Source organism: Pseudarthrobacter sp. S9 (assembly GCF_050156545.1).
Taxonomy (GTDB): domain Bacteria; phylum Actinomycetota; class Actinomycetes; order Actinomycetales; family Micrococcaceae; genus Arthrobacter.
This window is the reverse complement of record NZ_CP189576.1, coordinates 4,364,100-4,381,749: the sequence shown is the minus strand read 5'-3', so window position 1 is coordinate 4,381,749 and position 17,650 is coordinate 4,364,100. Positions and strand designations below refer to the sequence as shown.

The window sequence follows — 17,650 nt, the reverse complement described above, 5'->3', positions numbered from 1 at the left end:
CACGGACCAGCCCCGGCTGATGGTCCTCGACGGCCACTCCATGGCATTCCGGGCTTTCTTCGCCCTGCCGGCGGACAAGTTCTCCACCGCCACGGGGCAGCACACCAACGCCGTGCACGGCTTCACGTCGATGCTGATCAACCTCATCAAGGAACAGAAGCCCACCCACGTTGCCGTAGCCTTCGATGTCTCGGACGACACCACTCACCGCAAGGCCGAATACAGCGACTACAAGGGTGGCCGCAACGAAACTCCCCGGGAGATGAGCGGCCAGATCGACCTCATCGACAAGGTCATGGGCGCGTGGGGCATCAAGACCATCAAGATGCCCGGCTATGAAGCTGACGATATCCTGGCCACCCTCGCCACCATGGGAGACAAGGCCGGTTTCGAGGTACTCCTGGTTTCGGGTGACCGTGATGCCTTCCAGCTCATCACGGACAACGTGTTCGTGCTGTACCCCAAGAAAGGCGTCAGCGACATTCCCCGGCTGGATGCCTTGGCCATCCAGGAAAAGTACTTTGTCAGCCCCGCCCAGTATTCGGACCTCGCCGCACTGGTAGGGGAGTCCGCGGACAACCTTCCCGGCGTTCCCGGCGTGGGTCCCAAGACGGCAGCCAAGTGGATCAACCTCTACGGCGGGCTGGAGGGGGTTCTGGAGAACCTCGACACGATCGGCGGCAAGGTGGGGGATGCGCTCCGGGCCAACGTCGATGCGGTCAAGCGCAACCGGAAACTGAACCGGCTCCACACCGACCTGGAACTCCCGGTGACGCTGAACGAACTTGCGGAACCGCGGCCGGACCAGGACGCCATCGAGGAGTTGTTCGACACACTCGAATTCAAAACCATCCGCACCCGGCTCTTTGCCCTCTACGGCAGTGAGGTACCTGAAACGGAGCGGGAAAGCCTCGAAACCCCGGACTTCGTGACCCCCTCCGGCGCTTCCGAGCTGACCGCCTTCCTCGAGTCCGGGGCCGGCAAGCGTTCAGCCGTCGCCGTCGATCTCGTGCCGGGCCGGATCGGTGAGGATGCCGCCGCCCTGGCCATCGTCCATGACGACGGGGCCGCCTACATCGACCTCGCCAGCCAGGACGCCGCTGCCGAGAACGTCCTGGCCGGCTGGCTCAGGGACGCCGACGCGCCCAAAGTCATGCATGGCTACAAGGCGGCCCTCAAAGCCCTCTCCAACCGTGGCCTGGGCCTGGAAGGCGTGTTGGACGACACCTCAATATCCGGCTACCTCATTCAGCCTGACCGCCGCAGCTATGAACTCGCCGAACTGGCGCAGCACCACCTCAACATCAGCGTCTCGACCGAGGCCGCCAAGGCAGGCCAGCTTGAGCTGGCGTTCGACGGCGATGATGCCGCCGCTGCCGGCGCGCTGGTCCAGGTGGCCGCCGTCGTCCGGGCCCTGAGCCGTTACTTCGAAACGGAACTGAAGGAACGCAAAGCCCAGGACCTGCTGACCACCCTTGAGCTACCTGTCAGCCGGGTTCTTGCCGACATGGAACTCGCGGGAATCGCCATCGACATGCCACGCATGGACGAGCAGCTGGCGGATCTCGCCAAGGTGATCGACAACACCCAGGAGCTTGCCTTCGCCGCGATTGGCCACGAGGTCAACCTCGGATCACCCAAGCAGCTGCAGACCGTCCTCTTCGAGGAACTCCAGTTGCCGAAGACCAAGAAGATCAAGTCCGGCTACACCACCGACGCCGCGTCGCTCAAGAACCTGCTGGAAAAGACGGGGCATGAATTCCTGGTCCAGCTGATGGCGCACCGCGAGTCGTCGAAGCTGCGTCAGATGTTGGAGTCGCTCAAGAAGTCCGTCACCGACGACGGCCGGATCCACACCACTTATGCGCAGAACGTCGCAGCCACGGGCCGGATCTCCTCCAACAACCCCAACCTGCAGAACATCCCCATCCGCAGCGAGGAAGGCCGGCGCGTCCGCGGCATCTTTGTGGTCAGCGAAGGCTATGACTGCCTGCTGTCCGCGGACTACTCGCAGATCGAGATGCGCATCATGGCCCACCTCTCGGGCGACGCCGGCCTGATCCAGGCCTACAAGGACGGCGAAGACCTCCACCGGTTCGTGGGCTCCAACATCTTCCATGTGCCCACCGACCAGGTGACCAGTGCGATGCGTTCCAAGGTCAAGGCCATGTCCTACGGCCTCGCGTACGGACTGACCTCGTTCGGACTCTCCAAGCAGCTCGAGATTTCCGTCGACGAGGCACGGACCCTCATGAAGGACTACTTCGACCGGTTCGGCGCCGTCCGCGACTACCTCCGCGGCGTGGTGGACCAGGCCAGAATCGACGGTTACACCGCCACCATCGAGGGCCGCCGCCGTTACCTCCCGGACCTCACCAGCACAGACCGCCAGCTGCGCGAGAACGCGGAGCGCATTGCGCTGAACTCCCCGATCCAGGGATCGGCCGCTGACATCATCAAGCGGGCCATGCTGGGCGTCTCCGGTGCGCTGGCCGAGCAGGGGCTGAAATCGCGGATGCTGCTGCAGGTCCATGACGAACTCGTCCTCGAAGTGGCCCACGGCGAGCGGGAGGCCGTGGAAGAGCTCGTGACGGAGCAGATGGGCGCGGCGGCCAAGCTGACCGTTCCGCTGGATGTCCAGATCGGCATCGGCTCCAGCTGGTACGAGGCGGGGCACTAGGGCGTGTCTCCTAATCGTGTGCTCCAGATGACGACGGCGTGCAGAACGGCCGCTGAGCGGTAGGTGAGGGCCAATTTGTCGTAGCGAGTGGCCAGGGAGCGCCATTGCTTGAGGGTGTTGAAACTGCGTTCGACGACATTGCGCCGCTTGTACGCGTCCTTGTCGTAGGTGACGGGCCGTCCTCCGGAGGAGCCCCTGCGTTTCCGGTTGGCTTTCTGGTCGTCCTTTTCGGGGATGACGCATTCAATGCCACGCCCGCGCAGGTAGCTCCTGATCGCTTTGGATGAGTAGGCTTTGTCAGCCATGGCCCGGTCCGGGCGGCTGCGGGGCCGGCCGGGACCTTCCCGTTCGACCTTCAGGGCATCCATGAGGTTTTCAAACATGGGCGAGTCCCCGCCCTGCCCGGGCCCCAGGAGCAGGACCAAGGGGCGCATGTTGCCGTCAACCAGGGCATGGATCTTCGTGGTCAGGCCGCCGCGGGAGCGTCCGACGGCATGATCATCCGGCTCATCAAGCAGATTCCTGTAATTCGAGAGGTCCCCCTGTGTGGCGGGGAAGGTTCGTGCCGTGCTGGTGGGCACGGTTGACCGTGGAGTCCACCGACACCTCCCAGTTGATCAGCCCTTGTGCGTCGGCACGGGTCAACAGCGCAGCCAGCACCCTGTCCCAGGTCCCGCTGGCGCTGTTGCGGCGGTGGTGCTTCCACACGGTCTTCCACGACCCGAAATGGGAAGGAGATCCCGCCACGGGATACCTGCCCGGTAGCGGTAGATGATGCCCTCTGTCATCAACCGGTGGTCATTGAACGGCCGCCCCGGTTTCCCCGACGAATCAGGCATCAACGGGGCAATGAACTCCCACTGGGCATCGGACAACAAGGCATAACGCGAACTCACCACTCAATTTTGCCAAAAAGCCACCCCCAGCATTAGGAGACACGCCCTAGCGGTTTCGGTTTCAGGCGTTACAGGATTGGTTTTAGGCGTTACAGGATTCTCAGGGGGAGAAGCACGTGGCAGGCAAGTACGAGATCAGGCGATTCCGCGCGGTTGAGAAGGATGCGCCTGACTATGCGCAGGGCACCGCCTGGATCCGCGCGGTGGGCTTCGGATTCCACGACACCCGCCGGAACGACGAGTTCGTGGACAAGATGATGGCCATGCACCGCGTGGACAACCGTGAAATGACAGGGGTGTACCAGGCCGGGGACGTCGCACCCCACTCCCTGGCGGCGGACATTCCGGTGGCCACGTTCGGAACCCTGCGCAAGGAGCTCAACATCGGCTACGGCCGCCAGCTCCAGACCCAGCTGGTCACCGCCGTGACCGTGCGCGGCACCCACCGCCGGCAGGGACTGCTGCGCCGGATGATGACCGAGGACCTGGCCGCGGTGAAGGCCGACGGCCTGGCGATGGCAGCACTGACCGCCACGGAAGGATCCATTTACGGCCGGTTCGGGTACGGCGTCGCCACCTTTGAGCGCAGCATCAAGGTGAACACCGGCCCGCGGTTCCGGTTGCGGCACGAGGCCACCGGCACGGTGGAGATTGCCGACCGGAAGGTTCTCCTGGAGCTGGGTCCCGAGGTCTTCGAGCGGGTCCACCGCCGGACGCCCGGTTCGATAGTGCGGCAGGAAGCCTACCGGCAGCATGTCTCCGGCACCTGCGGCCGGGACGGCAGCGAGGACGAGGCCATCAAGTGCGCTCTGCACTACGACGCGTCCGGCGACGTGGACGGCTACGTCTCCTACAAGTTCGCGGGTTGGAACACGAAGCCGGCCACCGTGGAAATCATCGACCTGGTGGCAGCGAGCGACGCCGCCTACCTGGAGCTGTGGCAGTTCCTCGGCAGCATGGACCTGATCCATCGGGTCAGCTGGGAGGAAGCGCCGGTGGATGACCCGCTGGCGTGGGCCCTGGAGGATCCCCGCTGCATCGACTCCTCGGACCACCGCGACATGCTCTGGCTCCGGATCCTGGACACTGCCACAGCGCTCGGTGCCAGGCGCTACTCCGCCGATGGGAGCCTCGTTCTTGCCGTCCGCGACAGCCTCGGTTTCGCCGCCGGCACAGTCACCCTGGACGTCAGCGGCGGCGAAGCCACCATCACGGACGCTCCCGCGGGGGCGGAGCCTCACCTGTCCCTCGACGTCGCGGATCTCGGCTCCATCTACCTCGGCGCCGTGTGCCCCGTGACGCTGGCGGCCGCGGGAAGAATCTCCGAACACGCACCCGGGGCGGCGCGGACAGCGCGCCTGATGTTCGCCGTCGAACGCGCACCTCACTGCCTGACGCACTTCTAGGGGCCTCAGGGGGAGCCGTCCAGCCCTACGGTCCGGTCCCGTGCGCTTTGACCGGCGTTGACGGAAACGACTAGACTAAACGGGCGTGTACTACGTGCGCGTATCTACAATCCACAAAATCAGGATGACCCGGCTGATCGCTTGTCGAGCTGCCGTGTTCTTTGCCTGCATTCCACAATGCGGGCGAAGCGGTTTGCCTGACCGACTAACTATCCACAACGGAGCCCCTACTACATGACCATCACCTCCACCGAGAAGCCCGGTACCCCCGTAGTCGCGATTAACGACATCGGTACCGCTGAGGACTTCCTCGCAGCAGTCGACGCCACCATCAAGTACTTCAACGACGGAGATCTCGTCGAAGGTACCGTCGTCAAGGTCGACCGCGACGAAGTTCTGCTCGACATCGGTTACAAGACCGAAGGTGTCATCCCCTCCCGTGAGCTTTCTATCAAGCACGACGTTGATCCCGGAGACGTCGTCTCCGTTGGCGATCTGGTCGAAGCCCTGGTGCTCACCAAGGAAGACAAAGAAGGCCGCCTGATCCTCTCCAAGAAGCGTGCTCAGTACGAGCGTGCCTGGGGCGACATCGAGAAGGTCAAGGAAGAAGACGGTGTCGTTACCGGTACCGTCATCGAGGTTGTCAAGGGTGGTCTTATCCTCGACATCGGTCTGCGCGGCTTCCTGCCCGCATCCCTCGTCGAGATGCGCCGTGTGCGCGACCTTGCTCCGTACATCGGTCAGCAGATCGAAGCCAAGATCATCGAGCTGGACAAGAACCGCAACAACGTTGTGCTGTCCCGCCGTGCATGGCTCGAGCAGACCCAGTCCGAGGTCCGCTCTACGTTCCTCAACAAGCTGGAAAAGGGCCAGGTCCGTCCCGGCGTCGTTTCCTCCATCGTCAACTTCGGTGCCTTCGTGGACCTGGGCGGCGTAGACGGCCTGGTCCACGTTTCCGAGCTGTCCTGGAAGCACATCGACCACCCGTCCGAGGTTGTCGAAGTTGGCCAGGAAGTCACCGTCGAGGTTCTCGAGGTGGACCTGGACCGCGAGCGTGTTTCGCTGTCGCTCAAGGCTACGCAGGAAGATCCGTGGCAGACCTTCGCCCGCACCCACGCCCTCGGCCAGGTTGTTCCGGGTAAGGTCACCAAGCTGGTTCCGTTCGGCGCGTTCGTCCGCGTTGAAGACGGCATCGAAGGCCTGGTCCACATCTCCGAGCTCGCCGTCCGCCACGTTGAGCTGGCCGAGCAGGTTGTCTCCGTTGGTGACGAGCTGTTCGTCAAGGTCATCGACATCGACCTCGAGCGCCGCCGCATCTCCCTCTCCCTCAAGCAGGCCAACGAGGGCGTCGACGCCGACAGCACCGAATTCGATCCGGCACTCTACGGCATGGCCGCCGAGTACGACGAAGAGGGCAACTACAAGTACCCCGAGGGCTTCGACCCGGAGTCCAACGAGTGGCTTGAAGGCTACGAGACGCAGCGCGCCGCTTGGGAGCAGCAGTACGCTGACGCCCAGACCCGCTGGGAAGCACACAAGAAGCAGGTTGCCCAGCACGCTGCCGACGACGCTGCAGCTGCAACGTCCGGTGAGAGCGATTCCGGCACCACCAGCTACTCCTCCGAGCCGGCTGCAGCCGAAGCCGGTGCAGGCACGCTTGCATCGGACGAGGCTCTTGCCGCACTGCGCGAGAAGCTGACCGGCAACTAATTCGCCTGTTCTCTCCCGGAGTCCGCTCCGTGAGATCTGGCGTTTAGTTCGCTGAAGGTGGCCGTCCCCAAGGGGCGGCCGCCTTTTGCTTTAATTGTCCCAGCGTAGGCGCCCCTGGGTATGTCCCGAGCTCCGCGGGACCTCGTGTAATTGCTCAGGGGGACATGCCCAGCCCCGGGCCCGGCCACTGGACATCTGGGCACTATGTCCAGTCATGAGCCCGAGGGTGGGGCATGTCCCGAGCTCCGAGGGAAGAGGGGCAGCCACGGTTTACTTGACGCACCCGCCGCTCCGAGTCCACACTGTGCAGGTTGAAATGTGCGCGCCGCGACGAGGGGAACATCTATGGCTGAAGCATCAGGGGCAGATGAAGCCCCGGCGGCACGATCGGGCCTCGGCCCGTGGCCGAGGGGCATCGGAGCCATCACCTTATTCGTCGAGGACCTAGCGGCCACCAAGCGCTTCTACCGGGATGTGTTCGGCCTGCCGGTGGCGTTTGAGGACGATGCCTCGGCCGTGTTCAAGTTCGAGAACACCATGATCAACCTGCTGAAGACCACCGCGGCGCCGGAGCTTATCCACCCTGCGACTGTGGCAACGCCCGAGGCCGGGGCCCGGATGCAGTTCACCATCGGCGTGGACGACATCGATGCCATGTGCGCCGAGCTTGCCATCCGGGGAGTCGAAATGCTCAACGGCCCGATCGACCGGCCGTGGGGCATCCGCACCGCCAGCTTCCGCGACCCCGGCGGACACATCTGGGAGATCGCCCAGTCAATCGGCCAGGAAATCTCCCAGTAGCGTGCCAACCAGGCATAACCACCCGTAGCGCAGGGGGACATGTCCAGCCCCGAGCGCGGATCTGAGGGGACATGTCCAGTCTTGGGCCCGGGCATTGGACACTCAGGGAATATGTCCAGCGGTCACGGCCAAAGCGGGGCATGTCCCGGCGGACGGCAGCACGGCGGACGGCAGCACGACGACGGCGGCCGCGGCCGGTTCAGCTGATGGCGACATCGATCCACTCCGTTTCTCCGGACAGCAGCGAGGCGCTTCCGGCCGACATGGCCGCCAGGCGGTCGGCGGCCATGGCCAGCCCGGCCGGTTCGTCCGGCAGGGCAAGCCTCAGAACCGTAGTCTGCGCCTCATACCCGGTCTCGGCCATGACATACCCCGCCGACCGGAGGTCATTTTCCAGCCGGCCGGCCGCGGCATGCGGCACCCTGACCGAGCAGATCCGCAAACGGCGCCGCTGCACCAGCGGCGCGAGGTCCAGGGCGCCCGAGACGGACTCGGAATAGGCCCGGACCAGCCCGCCGGCACCGAGCAGGATGCCGCCGAAATAGCGGACGACGACGGCGGTGACGTCGCTGAGGTCCGCGACGCCGGGAGTAGGTTCACGCTTCAGCAGCGCCTCAAGCATCGGGATTCCGGCGGTCCCGGACGGTTCGCCGTCGTCGTTGGAGCGCTGCACCTCGCGGTCGGGGCCGAGCACGAAGGCGGAACAGTGGTGCCGCGCGTCGTGGAATTCCTTGCGCAGCCCGGCCAGCACGCGCCGGGCGCTTTCCTCGTCTCCGGTGCGGCAAAGGACGGTGATGAACCGGGACCGCCTCACCTCGATTTCGCGGCGGAACTCCGGCCCAGCGGCGAGCGTAGTGTAGACGGTGGCCCTGCTCTCCGGGGAAACCGCGTCATCAGCCACCGGTTCAGTTTAGTCTGGTGAGGTGCTGAAGATCGGGTTGACGGGCGGGATCGCCTCAGGGAAGTCAGTGGTTGCCGCGCGCCTGCGCGAGCTCGGCGCAGTACTGGTGGACGCCGACGCGCTGGCCCGCGAGGTCGTGGAGCCTGGCACGCCCGGTCTGGCCCGAGTGGCCGACGCGTTCAGCACGGATGTCCTGACGCCCGACGGGGGCCTGGACCGCGCCCGGCTGGGGGCGGTCGTCTTCGGCCACCCGGAACGGCTCGCCGTGCTGAACGGCATCATCCATCCCTTGGTCCGGGAGCGCGCCGCCGCGCTGGTCGACGCCGCCCACGGCGGCGCCGTCGTCGTCCAGGACATCCCCTTACTGGTGGAAACCGGGCAGGGGAAGAACTTCCATCTGGTCCTCGTGGTGGACGCCCCGGACGCGGTCCGAGTGCAGCGCATGGTGGAACACCGAAACATGAGAATCGAACAGGCCCGCGCCCGGATGGCCGCGCAGGCAAGCCGGGAGGACCGGCTGGCCGCCGCCGACGTCGTGCTCGACAACGCGGGCACCAAGGCGGAGCTCAGGGCCGCCGTTGACCGGCTCTGGGAACACCGGCTTGTCCCGTTTGCGCTGAACCTGGCCGGGCACAAGATCGCCCCCCGGGCGGGCGGGCCGGTCCTCGCCGCCGCGGATCCGGACTGGGAAGGCCAGGCGCGCCGGCTGATCGCCCGCCTGCAGGCCGCAGTGCCGCAGGACGTCCTGGCCGTGGACCACATCGGATCCACTGCCGTCCCCGGGCTCGATGCCAAGGACGTGATCGACCTCCAGCTGAGTGTCCGCGACCTGGCTGCCGCAGACCGGATTTCGCCGCTGCTGGCCGCGGCCGGATATCCCCGCTGGCCCGGCATCATTTCCGACAACCCCAAGCCCTCGCACCCGAACCCCGCCGACTGGGGCAAGCGGCTGCATGCCAATGCCGATCCCGGCCGGCCGGTGAACCTGCACATCCGCGCCGCCGGGTCGCCCGGCTGGCGGTACGCGCTGTGCTTCCGGGACTGGCTCCGTTCCGACGCCGAAGCCCGGGCGGACTACGTGGCGGAGAAGGGCAGGGTTGCCGGGCTGCACGACGTGGACAAATCCACTGCGGGCTACGCGGCGGACAAGGAGGGCTGGTTCACCGGATACGCCGCGCCCCGGATGGAAGCCTGGGTGCTGCGCACCGGCTGGCAGCCGCCTTCGTACCCGCCTGGCAGCGGTGCAAATGGCGCCGCCGGTACCGCGCCAGGCGCCGCGTCCGCTGCCGCACCGGGTACGGCCCAAAGCTGAATCAGGAGTTCCTGTCGGCGGGCGGCGGTAGATTAGATACATGAGTCTTGCCCAGGAAATCAACCGCATCGTGGCTCCGTTCGAGGTCATCAGCGACTTCCAGCCGGCCGGTGACCAGCCGGCCGCGATCGCGGAACTCACCGAGCGCATCACCAACGGCGAGAAGGACGTGGTGTTGCTTGGCGCCACCGGTACCGGTAAAAGCGCGACGACGGCGTGGCTGATCGAGCAGGTCCAGCGGCCCACCCTGGTGATGGTGCAGAACAAGACCCTCGCCGCACAGCTCGCCAACGAATTCCGCGAACTGCTCCCGAACAACGCGGTGGAGTACTTCGTGTCCTACTACGACTACTACCAGCCCGAGGCCTACGTGCCGCAGACGGACACCTTCATCGAGAAGGACTCCTCCGTCAACGAGGAAGTGGAACGGCTCCGGCACTCCGCCACGAATGCGCTGCTGACCCGCCGCGACGTGATCGTCGTGGCCACGGTCTCCTGCATCTACGGCCTCGGCACGCCGGAAGAATACATCGCCGGCATGGTGACGCTCCGCAAGGGTGCGGAAATGAACCGCGACGACCTGCTCCGCAAGTTCGTGGCCATGCAGTACACCCGCAATGACATGGACTTCCACCGCGGCACGTTCCGGGTCCGCGGGGACACCGTGGAAATCATTCCGATGTACGAGGAACTTGCGATTAAGATCGAGTTCTTCGGGGACGAGATCGAGAACATCTACACCCTGCACCCGCTCACCGGCGAAGTGATCCGGGATGAGAACGAGATGTACGTCTTCCCGGCCTCGCACTACGTGGCCGGTCCGGAACGCATGGGCCGGGCCATCACACGGATCGAAGACGAACTTGCCGGGCGGCTCGAGGTGCTGGAAAGCCAGAACAAACTCGTGGAGGCACAGCGGCTCCGGATGCGGACCACGTACGACCTGGAAATGATGCAGCAGATGGGCTTCTGCAACGGCATCGAAAACTACTCCCGGCACATCGACGGCCGCGACGGCGGGACGGCGCCGCACTGCCTCATCGACTACTTCCCGGACGACTTCCTGCTGGTGATCGATGAATCCCACGTCACGGTTCCACAGATCGGCGCCATGTACGAAGGCGACATGTCCCGCAAGCGCACCCTCGTGGACCACGGATTCCGGCTTCCTTCCGCCATGGACAACCGGCCGCTGAAATGGGACGAATTCCTCGAACGCGTGGGCCAGACGGTGTACCTGTCCGCCACCCCGGGGAAGTACGAGCTCGGCAAGTCCGACGGTTTCGTCCAGCAGATCATCCGGCCCACCGGCCTGATCGATCCCGAGGTCATCGTCAAGCCCACCAAGGGCCAGATCGATGACCTGCTGGGCGAGATCCGCCTCCGGACCGAGAAGAACGAGCGCGTGCTGGTCACCACGCTGACCAAGCGGATGGCCGAGGACCTCACGGACTACCTGCTGGGGCACGGCGTCAAGGTGGAGTATCTGCACTCGGACGTGGACACCCTGCGTCGGGTGGAGCTGCTCCGCGAACTCCGGATGGGCGTCTTCGACGTCCTGGTGGGCATCAACCTGCTTCGTGAAGGACTCGACCTGCCCGAGGTGTCGCTCGTGAGCATCCTGGACGCGGACAAGGAGGGCTTCCTGCGCTCGGCGACCTCCCTGATCCAGACCATCGGCCGCGCCGCGCGTAACGTCTCCGGCCAGGTCCACATGTATGCGGACCGCATCACCGATTCGATGGCCAAGGCGATCGACGAGACCAACCGCCGCCGCGAAATCCAGGTCGCGTACAACACCGAAAACGGCATCGACCCCCAGCCGCTGCGCAAGAGGATCGCCGACATCACCGACCAGCTGGCCAAGGAGGACGCGGACACCCGCGAGCTCCTGGCCGCCGCCGGCAAGAACCGCGGAAAGGGCAAGGGCGCGTCCACCATCCGGGCGGACGGGCTGGCCGCCGCTCCGGCGGAGGATCTCGTCGGGCTGATCGAACAGCTGACGGAGCAGATGCACGCCGCGGCCGGGGAGCTGCAGTTCGAGCTCGCCGCCCGGCTCCGTGACGAGGTGGGGGAGCTGAAGAAGGAACTGCGGCAGATGCAGTCAGCCGGGCACGCCTAGGGTAAAGTTGGTCGGACGTAGGGGAGTATCCCAAGCGCTACGATCGTCAACACGCACGGCACAGATGCCATGCCGGGCGTAGCGGGCAGCCACGCAGCACCACGTGCGCCGGGCCGTCGGAGAGACTTACACCGCTTAGCTGTACCCTGCGAAAGGCGCCTCCGTGCCCGCACTTCCACTCTGGTTCGAGATCGGCTCGTTTGTCGTCCTCGGCATCATCCTGGCCGTCGACCTGTTGCTGGTCCTCAAACGACCGCACGAGCCCTCGATGAAGGAGGCCGGACTGTGGGTCACCTTCTATGTGGCCCTGGCGCTGGTTTTCGCCGCCGCCATGTTCGCCTTCACCGGCCCGGAATACGGCGGGCAGTTCATCGCCGGCTGGGTGACGGAATACAGCCTCAGCATCGACAACCTGTTTGTCTTCATCATCATCATGGCGCGCTTCTCGGTACCGCGTAAGTACCAGCAGGAAGTGCTCATGGTGGGCATCATCATCGCGCTGATCCTCCGCGGCATCTTCATCATGCTCGGCGCCATCGTCATCGAACAGTTCAGCTGGGTCTTCTACATCTTCGGCGCCTTCCTGCTCTGGACCGCCTGGAAGCAGGTCCAGGACGAAGGCGAGGATGAGGAAGACAAGGAAAACCCGCTCATCGCCCGGATCCGCAAGGTCCTGCCGATGTCCGAGAAGTTCGACGGCGGCAAGCTGCGCACCGTCGTGGAAGGCCGGAAGGTCTTCACGCCCATGCTGATCGTGTTCGTGACCATCGGCATGACGGACCTGCTCTTCGCGGTGGACTCCATTCCGGCCATCTTCGGCCTCACGCAGAGCGCCTTCATCGTCTTCACCGCCAACATCTTCGCCCTGATGGGGCTGCGCCAGCTTTACTTCCTGCTCGGCGGCCTCATGAACCGGCTGATCTACCTGAAGCACGCACTGTCCGTCATCCTGGCGTTCATCGGCGTCAAGCTGGTCCTGCACGCCATGCACGTCAACGAGCTGCCGTTCATCAATGGCGGCAGGCACATCGAGTGGGCTCCCGAGATCCCGACCTACCTCTCCCTCGCGGTGATCATCGGCACGATAATCGTGGCCGTCATCGCGAGCCTCATCAGCTCCAAGGCATCGAAAGCCAAGCTGGACGTCCGGCTGGAAGAGGACTCCCGCAAGAGCCTGACCGACGCCGAGTAGCCACGGAGGGGACCTCAGGCCCCGGGCCAGCCAAGGCCGGCCCGGGGCCTGTTCAGTTCCTGGTCAGTTCTGGCCCGGCGCATCAGCGCCTGGCCGAGCGGGCCATCCCCAGCAGCCGGGCGAAGATCGCTTCGCCGTCGTCCGCGATGCCGTCGTGGTGGAAGTCCGCGGACTCCCAGACCTGCAGCCCGCGGACCGCCGCCGCAGTCTCAAGCGACAGCTCCCGGTCCACGTAGATGTCCTCGCTGTACACGGCCGCGGCCACGGGCACGGCATTGAGGGCCAGCCGTTCCGGATCGTAGAGCGGCTTCCAGTCGGCCTTCCCGGCCAGCAGCTGCGCCACGTTCCGCAGCGGGCGGAGCGCCCCGTCCTGTTCGAAGTACCAGGGGTAGACCATCTCCCCGGTCAGCAGGGGCTCGGCGGCGTCCGGGCTGAATTCCGGGAAGTCCTCCAACACCCGCCAGGCCGCCCAGCCGGTGGCTGCACCCTGCCCGTAGATCGACTCGTGCATCAGCGCATACAGGGGATTGCCGGACCGGGACACCAGCCCGCGGACCTGCTCCAGGAAGGCATCCGACAGGCGGTCGCCGTCGGGCGTGCGGACGAAGGCGTCCTCGAGCAGGTGGTGCAGGGCGTCCACCCGGGTGTTGCCGCCCAGGAACGAGCCCACCATCTGGAACCGCTCGACGGTGAGCCGGCCGCCGTCGGGCAGGAATTCCTCCGTGTCCCGCAGATGCCGGGCGATCCGGCTGACTATCGGGCGGTCCTCGGGATACCAGCCGAAGTATTCGGCGTTGCGGGCCGCGACACGCTGGAAGGTGGCCCGGTACACCCGCTCCGCCGGACCCGCCAGCGGGGCAAGGCCGCCGGTGACAAGCACTTCGCGCAGCCCCTCGGGCGCGAACGACAGGTAGCTGAGCGCGCAGAAGCCCCCGTAGCTCTGGCCGTAGATGGTCCACGGGGCGGAGCCCAGCGCCCGCCGGACGGCCTCGGCGTCGGCGACGATCGAGTCCGCCCGGAAATGAGCGAGGTATTCCGCCTGGTCCGCGTCGTTTCCGCGCAGGGGGAGCGTGTTGCGGTCGATCGCCGATGACAGGCCGGTGCCGCGCTGGTCCAGCATAAGGATCCGGAAGTCCTTGGCGGCGGCCTTGCTCCAGCCGCTGAGGGACGGAAGCCGGTTGCCGCGTCCGCCGGGGCCGCCCTGCAGGTACAGCAGCCAGGGGAGCCCGGCGGCTTCCTCCTCGCTGTGGTCCGTGGAGACATACTCTCGGGCGAAGACGGTGATGGTCTCGCCGGCCGGCCCGTCGTTGCTGAAATGGTCCAGGGGTACCCGGAAATAGTGCTCCGCGGTGCGCATGCCGCGGTAGCTGTGCCGGGCACGGACGCTGTGGCGGACGGTGGTTCCGGCCTCGAGGAGGTCCGCGGCGGCGAGTCCCGTCATCGGCAGGTCAGCCACGGACATCCGACTGCCGTGAGTTGAGCTGCCGTGAGTCGCTGCGGGATGTGCCGAAAGCCTCCAGCGCCTCGCCGGTGAGGCGGAAGGTGGACCAGTCCCCCATCGGGGCGGCGCCGAGGTTCTTGTAGAACTTGATGGAGGGCTCGTTCCAGTCCAGGACGCTCCACTCGACGCGGGCATAGCCGCGCTCGACGGCGGTCGCGGCGAGGTGTTGCAGGAGCGCCTTGCCGTGGCCTTCGCCGCGGGCCTCCGGCGTCACGTAGAGATCCTCGAGGTAAATGCCGTGGACCCCTTCCCACGTGGAGTAGTTCAGGAACCAGAGGGCAAAGCCCTGGACCTCGCCGCCCGCGTTCTCGGCCATGGTGGCGAAGACCCTCGGGTTCTCGCCGAACAACACCTCGGTGAGCATCCCGGGGGTGTTCCGGACGGCGTCCGGCTCCTTCTCGTAGATGGCCAGGTCATGGATCATCTGCAGGATGGCGGGGACATCGTTCGCGGTGGCGGGCCGGATTAGACTCATTGTTCGAGTTTACTAGGGGCGGCCGCGCCCGCCGAACGGCTGCAGCCCGTTGGTTAGAGCCGGTTGACGTCCGTGACGCGGACGACGGCGGTTCCGGTCTCGTCCGATGCTGCCAGGTCCACCTCCGCGGAGATGCCCCAGTCGTGGTTGCGGGCCGGATCATCGAAGATCTGCCGGACCTTCCACACGCCGGGCTCCTCGGTGATGATCAGCAGGCCGGGTCCGCGGGCGTCAGGGCCGGTGCCGATGTCGTCGTGTTCGTCAAAGTAGTCATCCAGCACGTTCTCCCAGCGCTCGGCGTCCCAGCCGGAACCGGCGTCGAGCTCGCCCAGGGCGGTGGCGGCCTCATCGGCGAACAGTTCGACGCGGCGGAACATCTCGTTGCGCACCATCACCCGGAAGGCCCGGATGTTGGAGGTTAGCGACGGCGGAGGCGGCGGGGGAGCGTCGTGCGGCGTCGGCGCGGCGCCGGAGGTGAGCTCCTCCCACTCGTCGAGCAGGCTGGAGTCCACCTGGCGGACCAGTTCACCCAGCCAGGCGATCAGGTCCTCGAGGTCCTCGCGGAGCGCGTCCTGCGGGACGGTCTGGCGCAGCGCCTTGAAGCCGTCCGCGAGGTAGCGCAGCACGATCCCCTCCGAGCGGGCCAGTCCGTAGAACTGCACGAACTCGCCGAAGTTCATGGCGCGCTCGTACATGTCACGGACCACGGACTTGGGTGCGAGTTCAAAGTCGCCGATCCACGGTGCGGCCTTGCGGTAGACGTCGAAGGCTTCGCCGAGGATCTCCGCGAGCGGCTGCGGGTAGGTGACGTCTTCGAGCATGGCCATGCGTTGGTCGTATTCGATGCCGTCGGCCTTCATCGCGGCGATGGCTTCACCGCGGGCCTTCTTCTGCTGCGCGGAGAGGATCTGCCGCGGCTTCTCCAGCGTCGCCTCGATCACGGACACGACGTCCAGGGCGTACGGCGGCGACTCCGGGTCCAGCAGTTCCAGCGCCGCGAGGGCGAACGGGGACAGCGGCTGGTTCAGTGCAAAGTTGGCCTGCAGGTGGACCGTGAGCCGGACGGTGCGCCCGTCCGGCCCCTGCTCCTCGGGCGGGATCCGCTCGACGACGCCGGCCGCGAGCAGTTCGCGGTAGATGCCGAGGGCCTTCTTCATGAGCTGCAGCTGGGAGGACCGCGGTTCGTGGTTCTCGGTGAGCAGGCGGCGGGCCGCCTGGAACGGGTCGCCCGGGCGCTCCATCAGGTTCATCAGCATCGCGTGGGTCACGGTGAAGCTGGACGTCAGCGGATCCGGGACGGACTCCACGAGCCGCTTGTAGGTCGGCTCGCCCCAGGACACGAAGCCCTCGGGCGGCTTCTTCTTGACCACCTGGCGCAGCTTCTTCTGGTCATCGCCGAACTTGGCCGTGGCCTTGGCCATCGCCTTGACGTTCTCGCTGACATGTTCGGGAGCCTGGACCACCACGGTTCCGGCCGTGTCATAGCCGGCCCGGCCCGCCCGTCCGGCGATCTGGTGGAACTCGCGGGAGTTCAGTAGCCGGGTGCGGACGCCGTCGTACTTGCTGAGGGCCGTGAGCAGCACCGTGCGGATGGGGACGTTGATGCCCACCCCGAGGGTGTCCGTGCCGCAGATGACCTTGAGGAGGCCGGCCTGGGCGAGCTGCTCCACGAGCCGGCGGTATTTCGGCAGCATGCCGGCGTGGTGGACGCCGATGCCGTGCCGGACAAGCCGGTTGAGGGTCTTGCCGAAGCCCGCGGCGAACCGGAAGCCGGCGATGAGCTCGGCGATCCTGTCCTTCTCTTCGCGCGTGCACACGTTGATGCTCATCAGGTTCTGGGCCCGGTCGATCGCTTCCACCTGGCTGAAGTGGACCACGTAGACCGGGACCTGCTTCGTGGCCAGCAGCTCCTCGAGCGTCTCGTGCACGGGGGTCTGCTCGTAGTAGTAGTGCAGCGGAATGGGACGTTCCGCGGAACTGACGGTCGTCGTCGGGCGCCCGGTCAGCTCGCTGATGCCCTTCTCGAAGCGGCTGACGTCGCCCAGCGTCGCGGACATCAGCAGGAACTGGGCCTGCGGGAGTTCCAGCAGGGGAACCTGCCACGCCCAGCCGCGCTGCGGGTCGGAGTAGAAATGGAACTCGTCCATGATGACGGCCCCGAGTTCGGCGGCGGAACCTTCGCGCAGGGCGATGTTGGCCAGGATCTCGGCGGTGCAGCAGATGATCGGCGCGTCCTGGTTGACCCCGGAGTCTCCTGTGATCATGCCGACGTTCTCGGCCCCGAATATCTCACAGAGGGCGAAGAACTTTTCCGACACGAGGGCCTTGATCGGGGCGGTGTAGTAGCTGCGCTGTCCCCGGGCCATGGCCTGGAAGTGCGCCGCGATCGCGACCAACGATTTTCCGGACCCCGTGGGCGTCGCCAGGATGACGTTGGCGCCGGAGGCAAACTCCATGACGGCTTCGTCCTGGGCGGCGTAAAGGGCAAGGCCGCGGCTCTCTGTCCACTCGACAAACCGGGTGTAGAGCTCGTCCGGATCCAGGCCGGTCCTGCCTGGAATTCGGGCGGCCGGGGCGGGGAGCTGATCAACGAGTTTCATTGCTTTCCAGCTTAGTGCCCGTCACCGGGGCCCGGGTCCTCCGCGGGGGTCCTC

Annotated in this window: 11 protein-coding genes and 1 pseudogene; 7 read left to right on the top strand and 5 right to left on the bottom strand. The window is 66.0% G+C overall.

What is annotated here, in order from left to right:
- Window positions 1–40: 40 nt before the first annotated feature.
- Window positions 41–2,680, top strand: coding sequence for a DNA polymerase I (gene polA, locus ACQCSY_RS21080; protein WP_427135979.1), 2,640 nt, complete (start codon window positions 41–43; stop codon window positions 2,678–2,680).
- On the opposite strand, the pseudogene ACQCSY_RS21075 reads toward polA, so the two are convergent.
- Window positions 2,677–3,519, bottom strand: a pseudogene (locus ACQCSY_RS21075) (IS5 family transposase). The gene polA and the pseudogene ACQCSY_RS21075 sit on opposite strands and share 4 nt — an antisense overlap.
- A gap of 173 nt (window positions 3,520–3,692) precedes the next feature.
- Here ACQCSY_RS21075 and ACQCSY_RS21070 point away from each other — a divergent pair.
- The 3 genes from ACQCSY_RS21070 to ACQCSY_RS21060 all read left to right on the top strand — a co-directional run bounded on the left by ACQCSY_RS21070 (window position 3,693) and on the right by ACQCSY_RS21060 (window position 7,493).
- Complete coding sequence (locus ACQCSY_RS21070) at window positions 3,693–4,982, top strand: GNAT family N-acetyltransferase (RefSeq protein WP_427131881.1); 1,290 nt, start codon at window positions 3,693–3,695, stop codon at window positions 4,980–4,982.
- A 234-nt stretch (window positions 4,983–5,216) separates the two neighbouring features.
- Window positions 5,217–6,692 (top strand): 30S ribosomal protein S1, encoded by a 1,476-nt coding sequence (rpsA, locus tag ACQCSY_RS21065; protein WP_427131879.1) that lies wholly within the window; start codon window positions 5,217–5,219, stop codon window positions 6,690–6,692.
- 345 nt (window positions 6,693–7,037) lie between these two features.
- The gene (locus tag ACQCSY_RS21060) at window positions 7,038–7,493 is read left to right on the top strand and encodes a VOC family protein (RefSeq protein WP_427131877.1); all 456 of its coding nucleotides are present in this window, start codon (window positions 7,038–7,040) and stop codon (window positions 7,491–7,493) included.
- Window positions 7,494–7,692: 199 nt separating this feature from the next.
- Here the strand turns inward: ACQCSY_RS21060 and ACQCSY_RS21055 are convergent, their stop codons facing one another.
- Window positions 7,693–8,394 carry an IMPACT family protein gene (locus ACQCSY_RS21055; protein ID WP_427131875.1) on the bottom strand — a complete coding sequence of 234 codons (702 nt, stop codon included), beginning with the start codon at window positions 8,392–8,394 and terminating at the stop codon, window positions 7,693–7,695.
- Window positions 8,395–8,416: 22 nt separating this feature from the next.
- Here ACQCSY_RS21055 and coaE point away from each other — a divergent pair, with 22 nt between their 5' ends.
- From coaE to ACQCSY_RS21040, 3 genes are all read left to right on the top strand, one after another.
- Window positions 8,417–9,706 (top strand): dephospho-CoA kinase, encoded by a 1,290-nt coding sequence (gene coaE, locus ACQCSY_RS21050; protein ID WP_427131874.1) that lies wholly within the window; start codon window positions 8,417–8,419, stop codon window positions 9,704–9,706.
- A gap of 40 nt (window positions 9,707–9,746) precedes the next feature.
- Window positions 9,747–11,828 (top strand): excinuclease ABC subunit UvrB, encoded by a 2,082-nt coding sequence (gene uvrB / locus ACQCSY_RS21045; RefSeq protein ID WP_427131872.1) that lies wholly within the window; start codon window positions 9,747–9,749, stop codon window positions 11,826–11,828.
- 163 nt (window positions 11,829–11,991) lie between these two features.
- Window positions 11,992–13,020, top strand: coding sequence for a TerC family protein (locus ACQCSY_RS21040; RefSeq protein ID WP_427131870.1), 1,029 nt, complete (start codon window positions 11,992–11,994; stop codon window positions 13,018–13,020).
- A gap of 82 nt (window positions 13,021–13,102) precedes the next feature.
- On the opposite strand, the gene ACQCSY_RS21035 is transcribed toward ACQCSY_RS21040, so the two are convergent.
- From ACQCSY_RS21035 to ACQCSY_RS21025, 3 genes are read right to left on the bottom strand one after another with little or no spacing between them, the layout of a single operon-like run.
- Complete coding sequence (locus ACQCSY_RS21035) at window positions 13,103–14,461, bottom strand: alpha/beta fold hydrolase (protein WP_427135977.1); 1,359 nt, start codon at window positions 14,459–14,461, stop codon at window positions 13,103–13,105.
- A gap of 7 nt (window positions 14,462–14,468) precedes the next feature.
- The gene (locus tag ACQCSY_RS21030) at window positions 14,469–14,996 is read right to left on the bottom strand and encodes an N-acetyltransferase family protein (protein ID WP_427131868.1); all 528 of its coding nucleotides are present in this window, start codon (window positions 14,994–14,996) and stop codon (window positions 14,469–14,471) included.
- A gap of 53 nt (window positions 14,997–15,049) precedes the next feature.
- A complete protein-coding gene (locus ACQCSY_RS21025; RefSeq protein WP_427131866.1) occupies window positions 15,050–17,596 on the bottom strand; it encodes a DEAD/DEAH box helicase in 2,547 nt (848 codons plus the stop codon).
- Window positions 17,597–17,650 lie beyond the last annotated feature (54 nt).

What these genes read in the sequence shown, in the direction of transcription:
- polA (WP_427135979.1), top strand. Translation starts at nt 41, where the DNA reads ATGGCATTCCGGGCTTTCTTCGCCCTGCCGGCGGACAAGTTCTCCACC.
- rpsA (WP_427131879.1), top strand. Translation starts at nt 5,217, where the DNA reads ATGACCATCACCTCCACCGAGAAGCCCGGTACCCCCGTAGTCGCGATT.
- ACQCSY_RS21060 (WP_427131877.1), top strand. Translation starts at nt 7,038, where the DNA reads ATGGCTGAAGCATCAGGGGCAGATGAAGCCCCGGCGGCACGATCGGGC.
- uvrB (WP_427131872.1), top strand. Translation starts at nt 9,747, where the DNA reads ATGAGTCTTGCCCAGGAAATCAACCGCATCGTGGCTCCGTTCGAGGTC.
- ACQCSY_RS21035 (WP_427135977.1), bottom strand. Translation starts at nt 14,461, where the DNA reads ATGACGGGACTCGCCGCCGCGGACCTCCTCGAGGCCGGAACCACCGTC.
- ACQCSY_RS21030 (WP_427131868.1), bottom strand. Translation starts at nt 14,996, where the DNA reads ATGAGTCTAATCCGGCCCGCCACCGCGAACGATGTCCCCGCCATCCTG.
- ACQCSY_RS21025 (WP_427131866.1), bottom strand. Translation starts at nt 17,596, where the DNA reads ATGAAACTCGTTGATCAGCTCCCCGCCCCGGCCGCCCGAATTCCAGGC.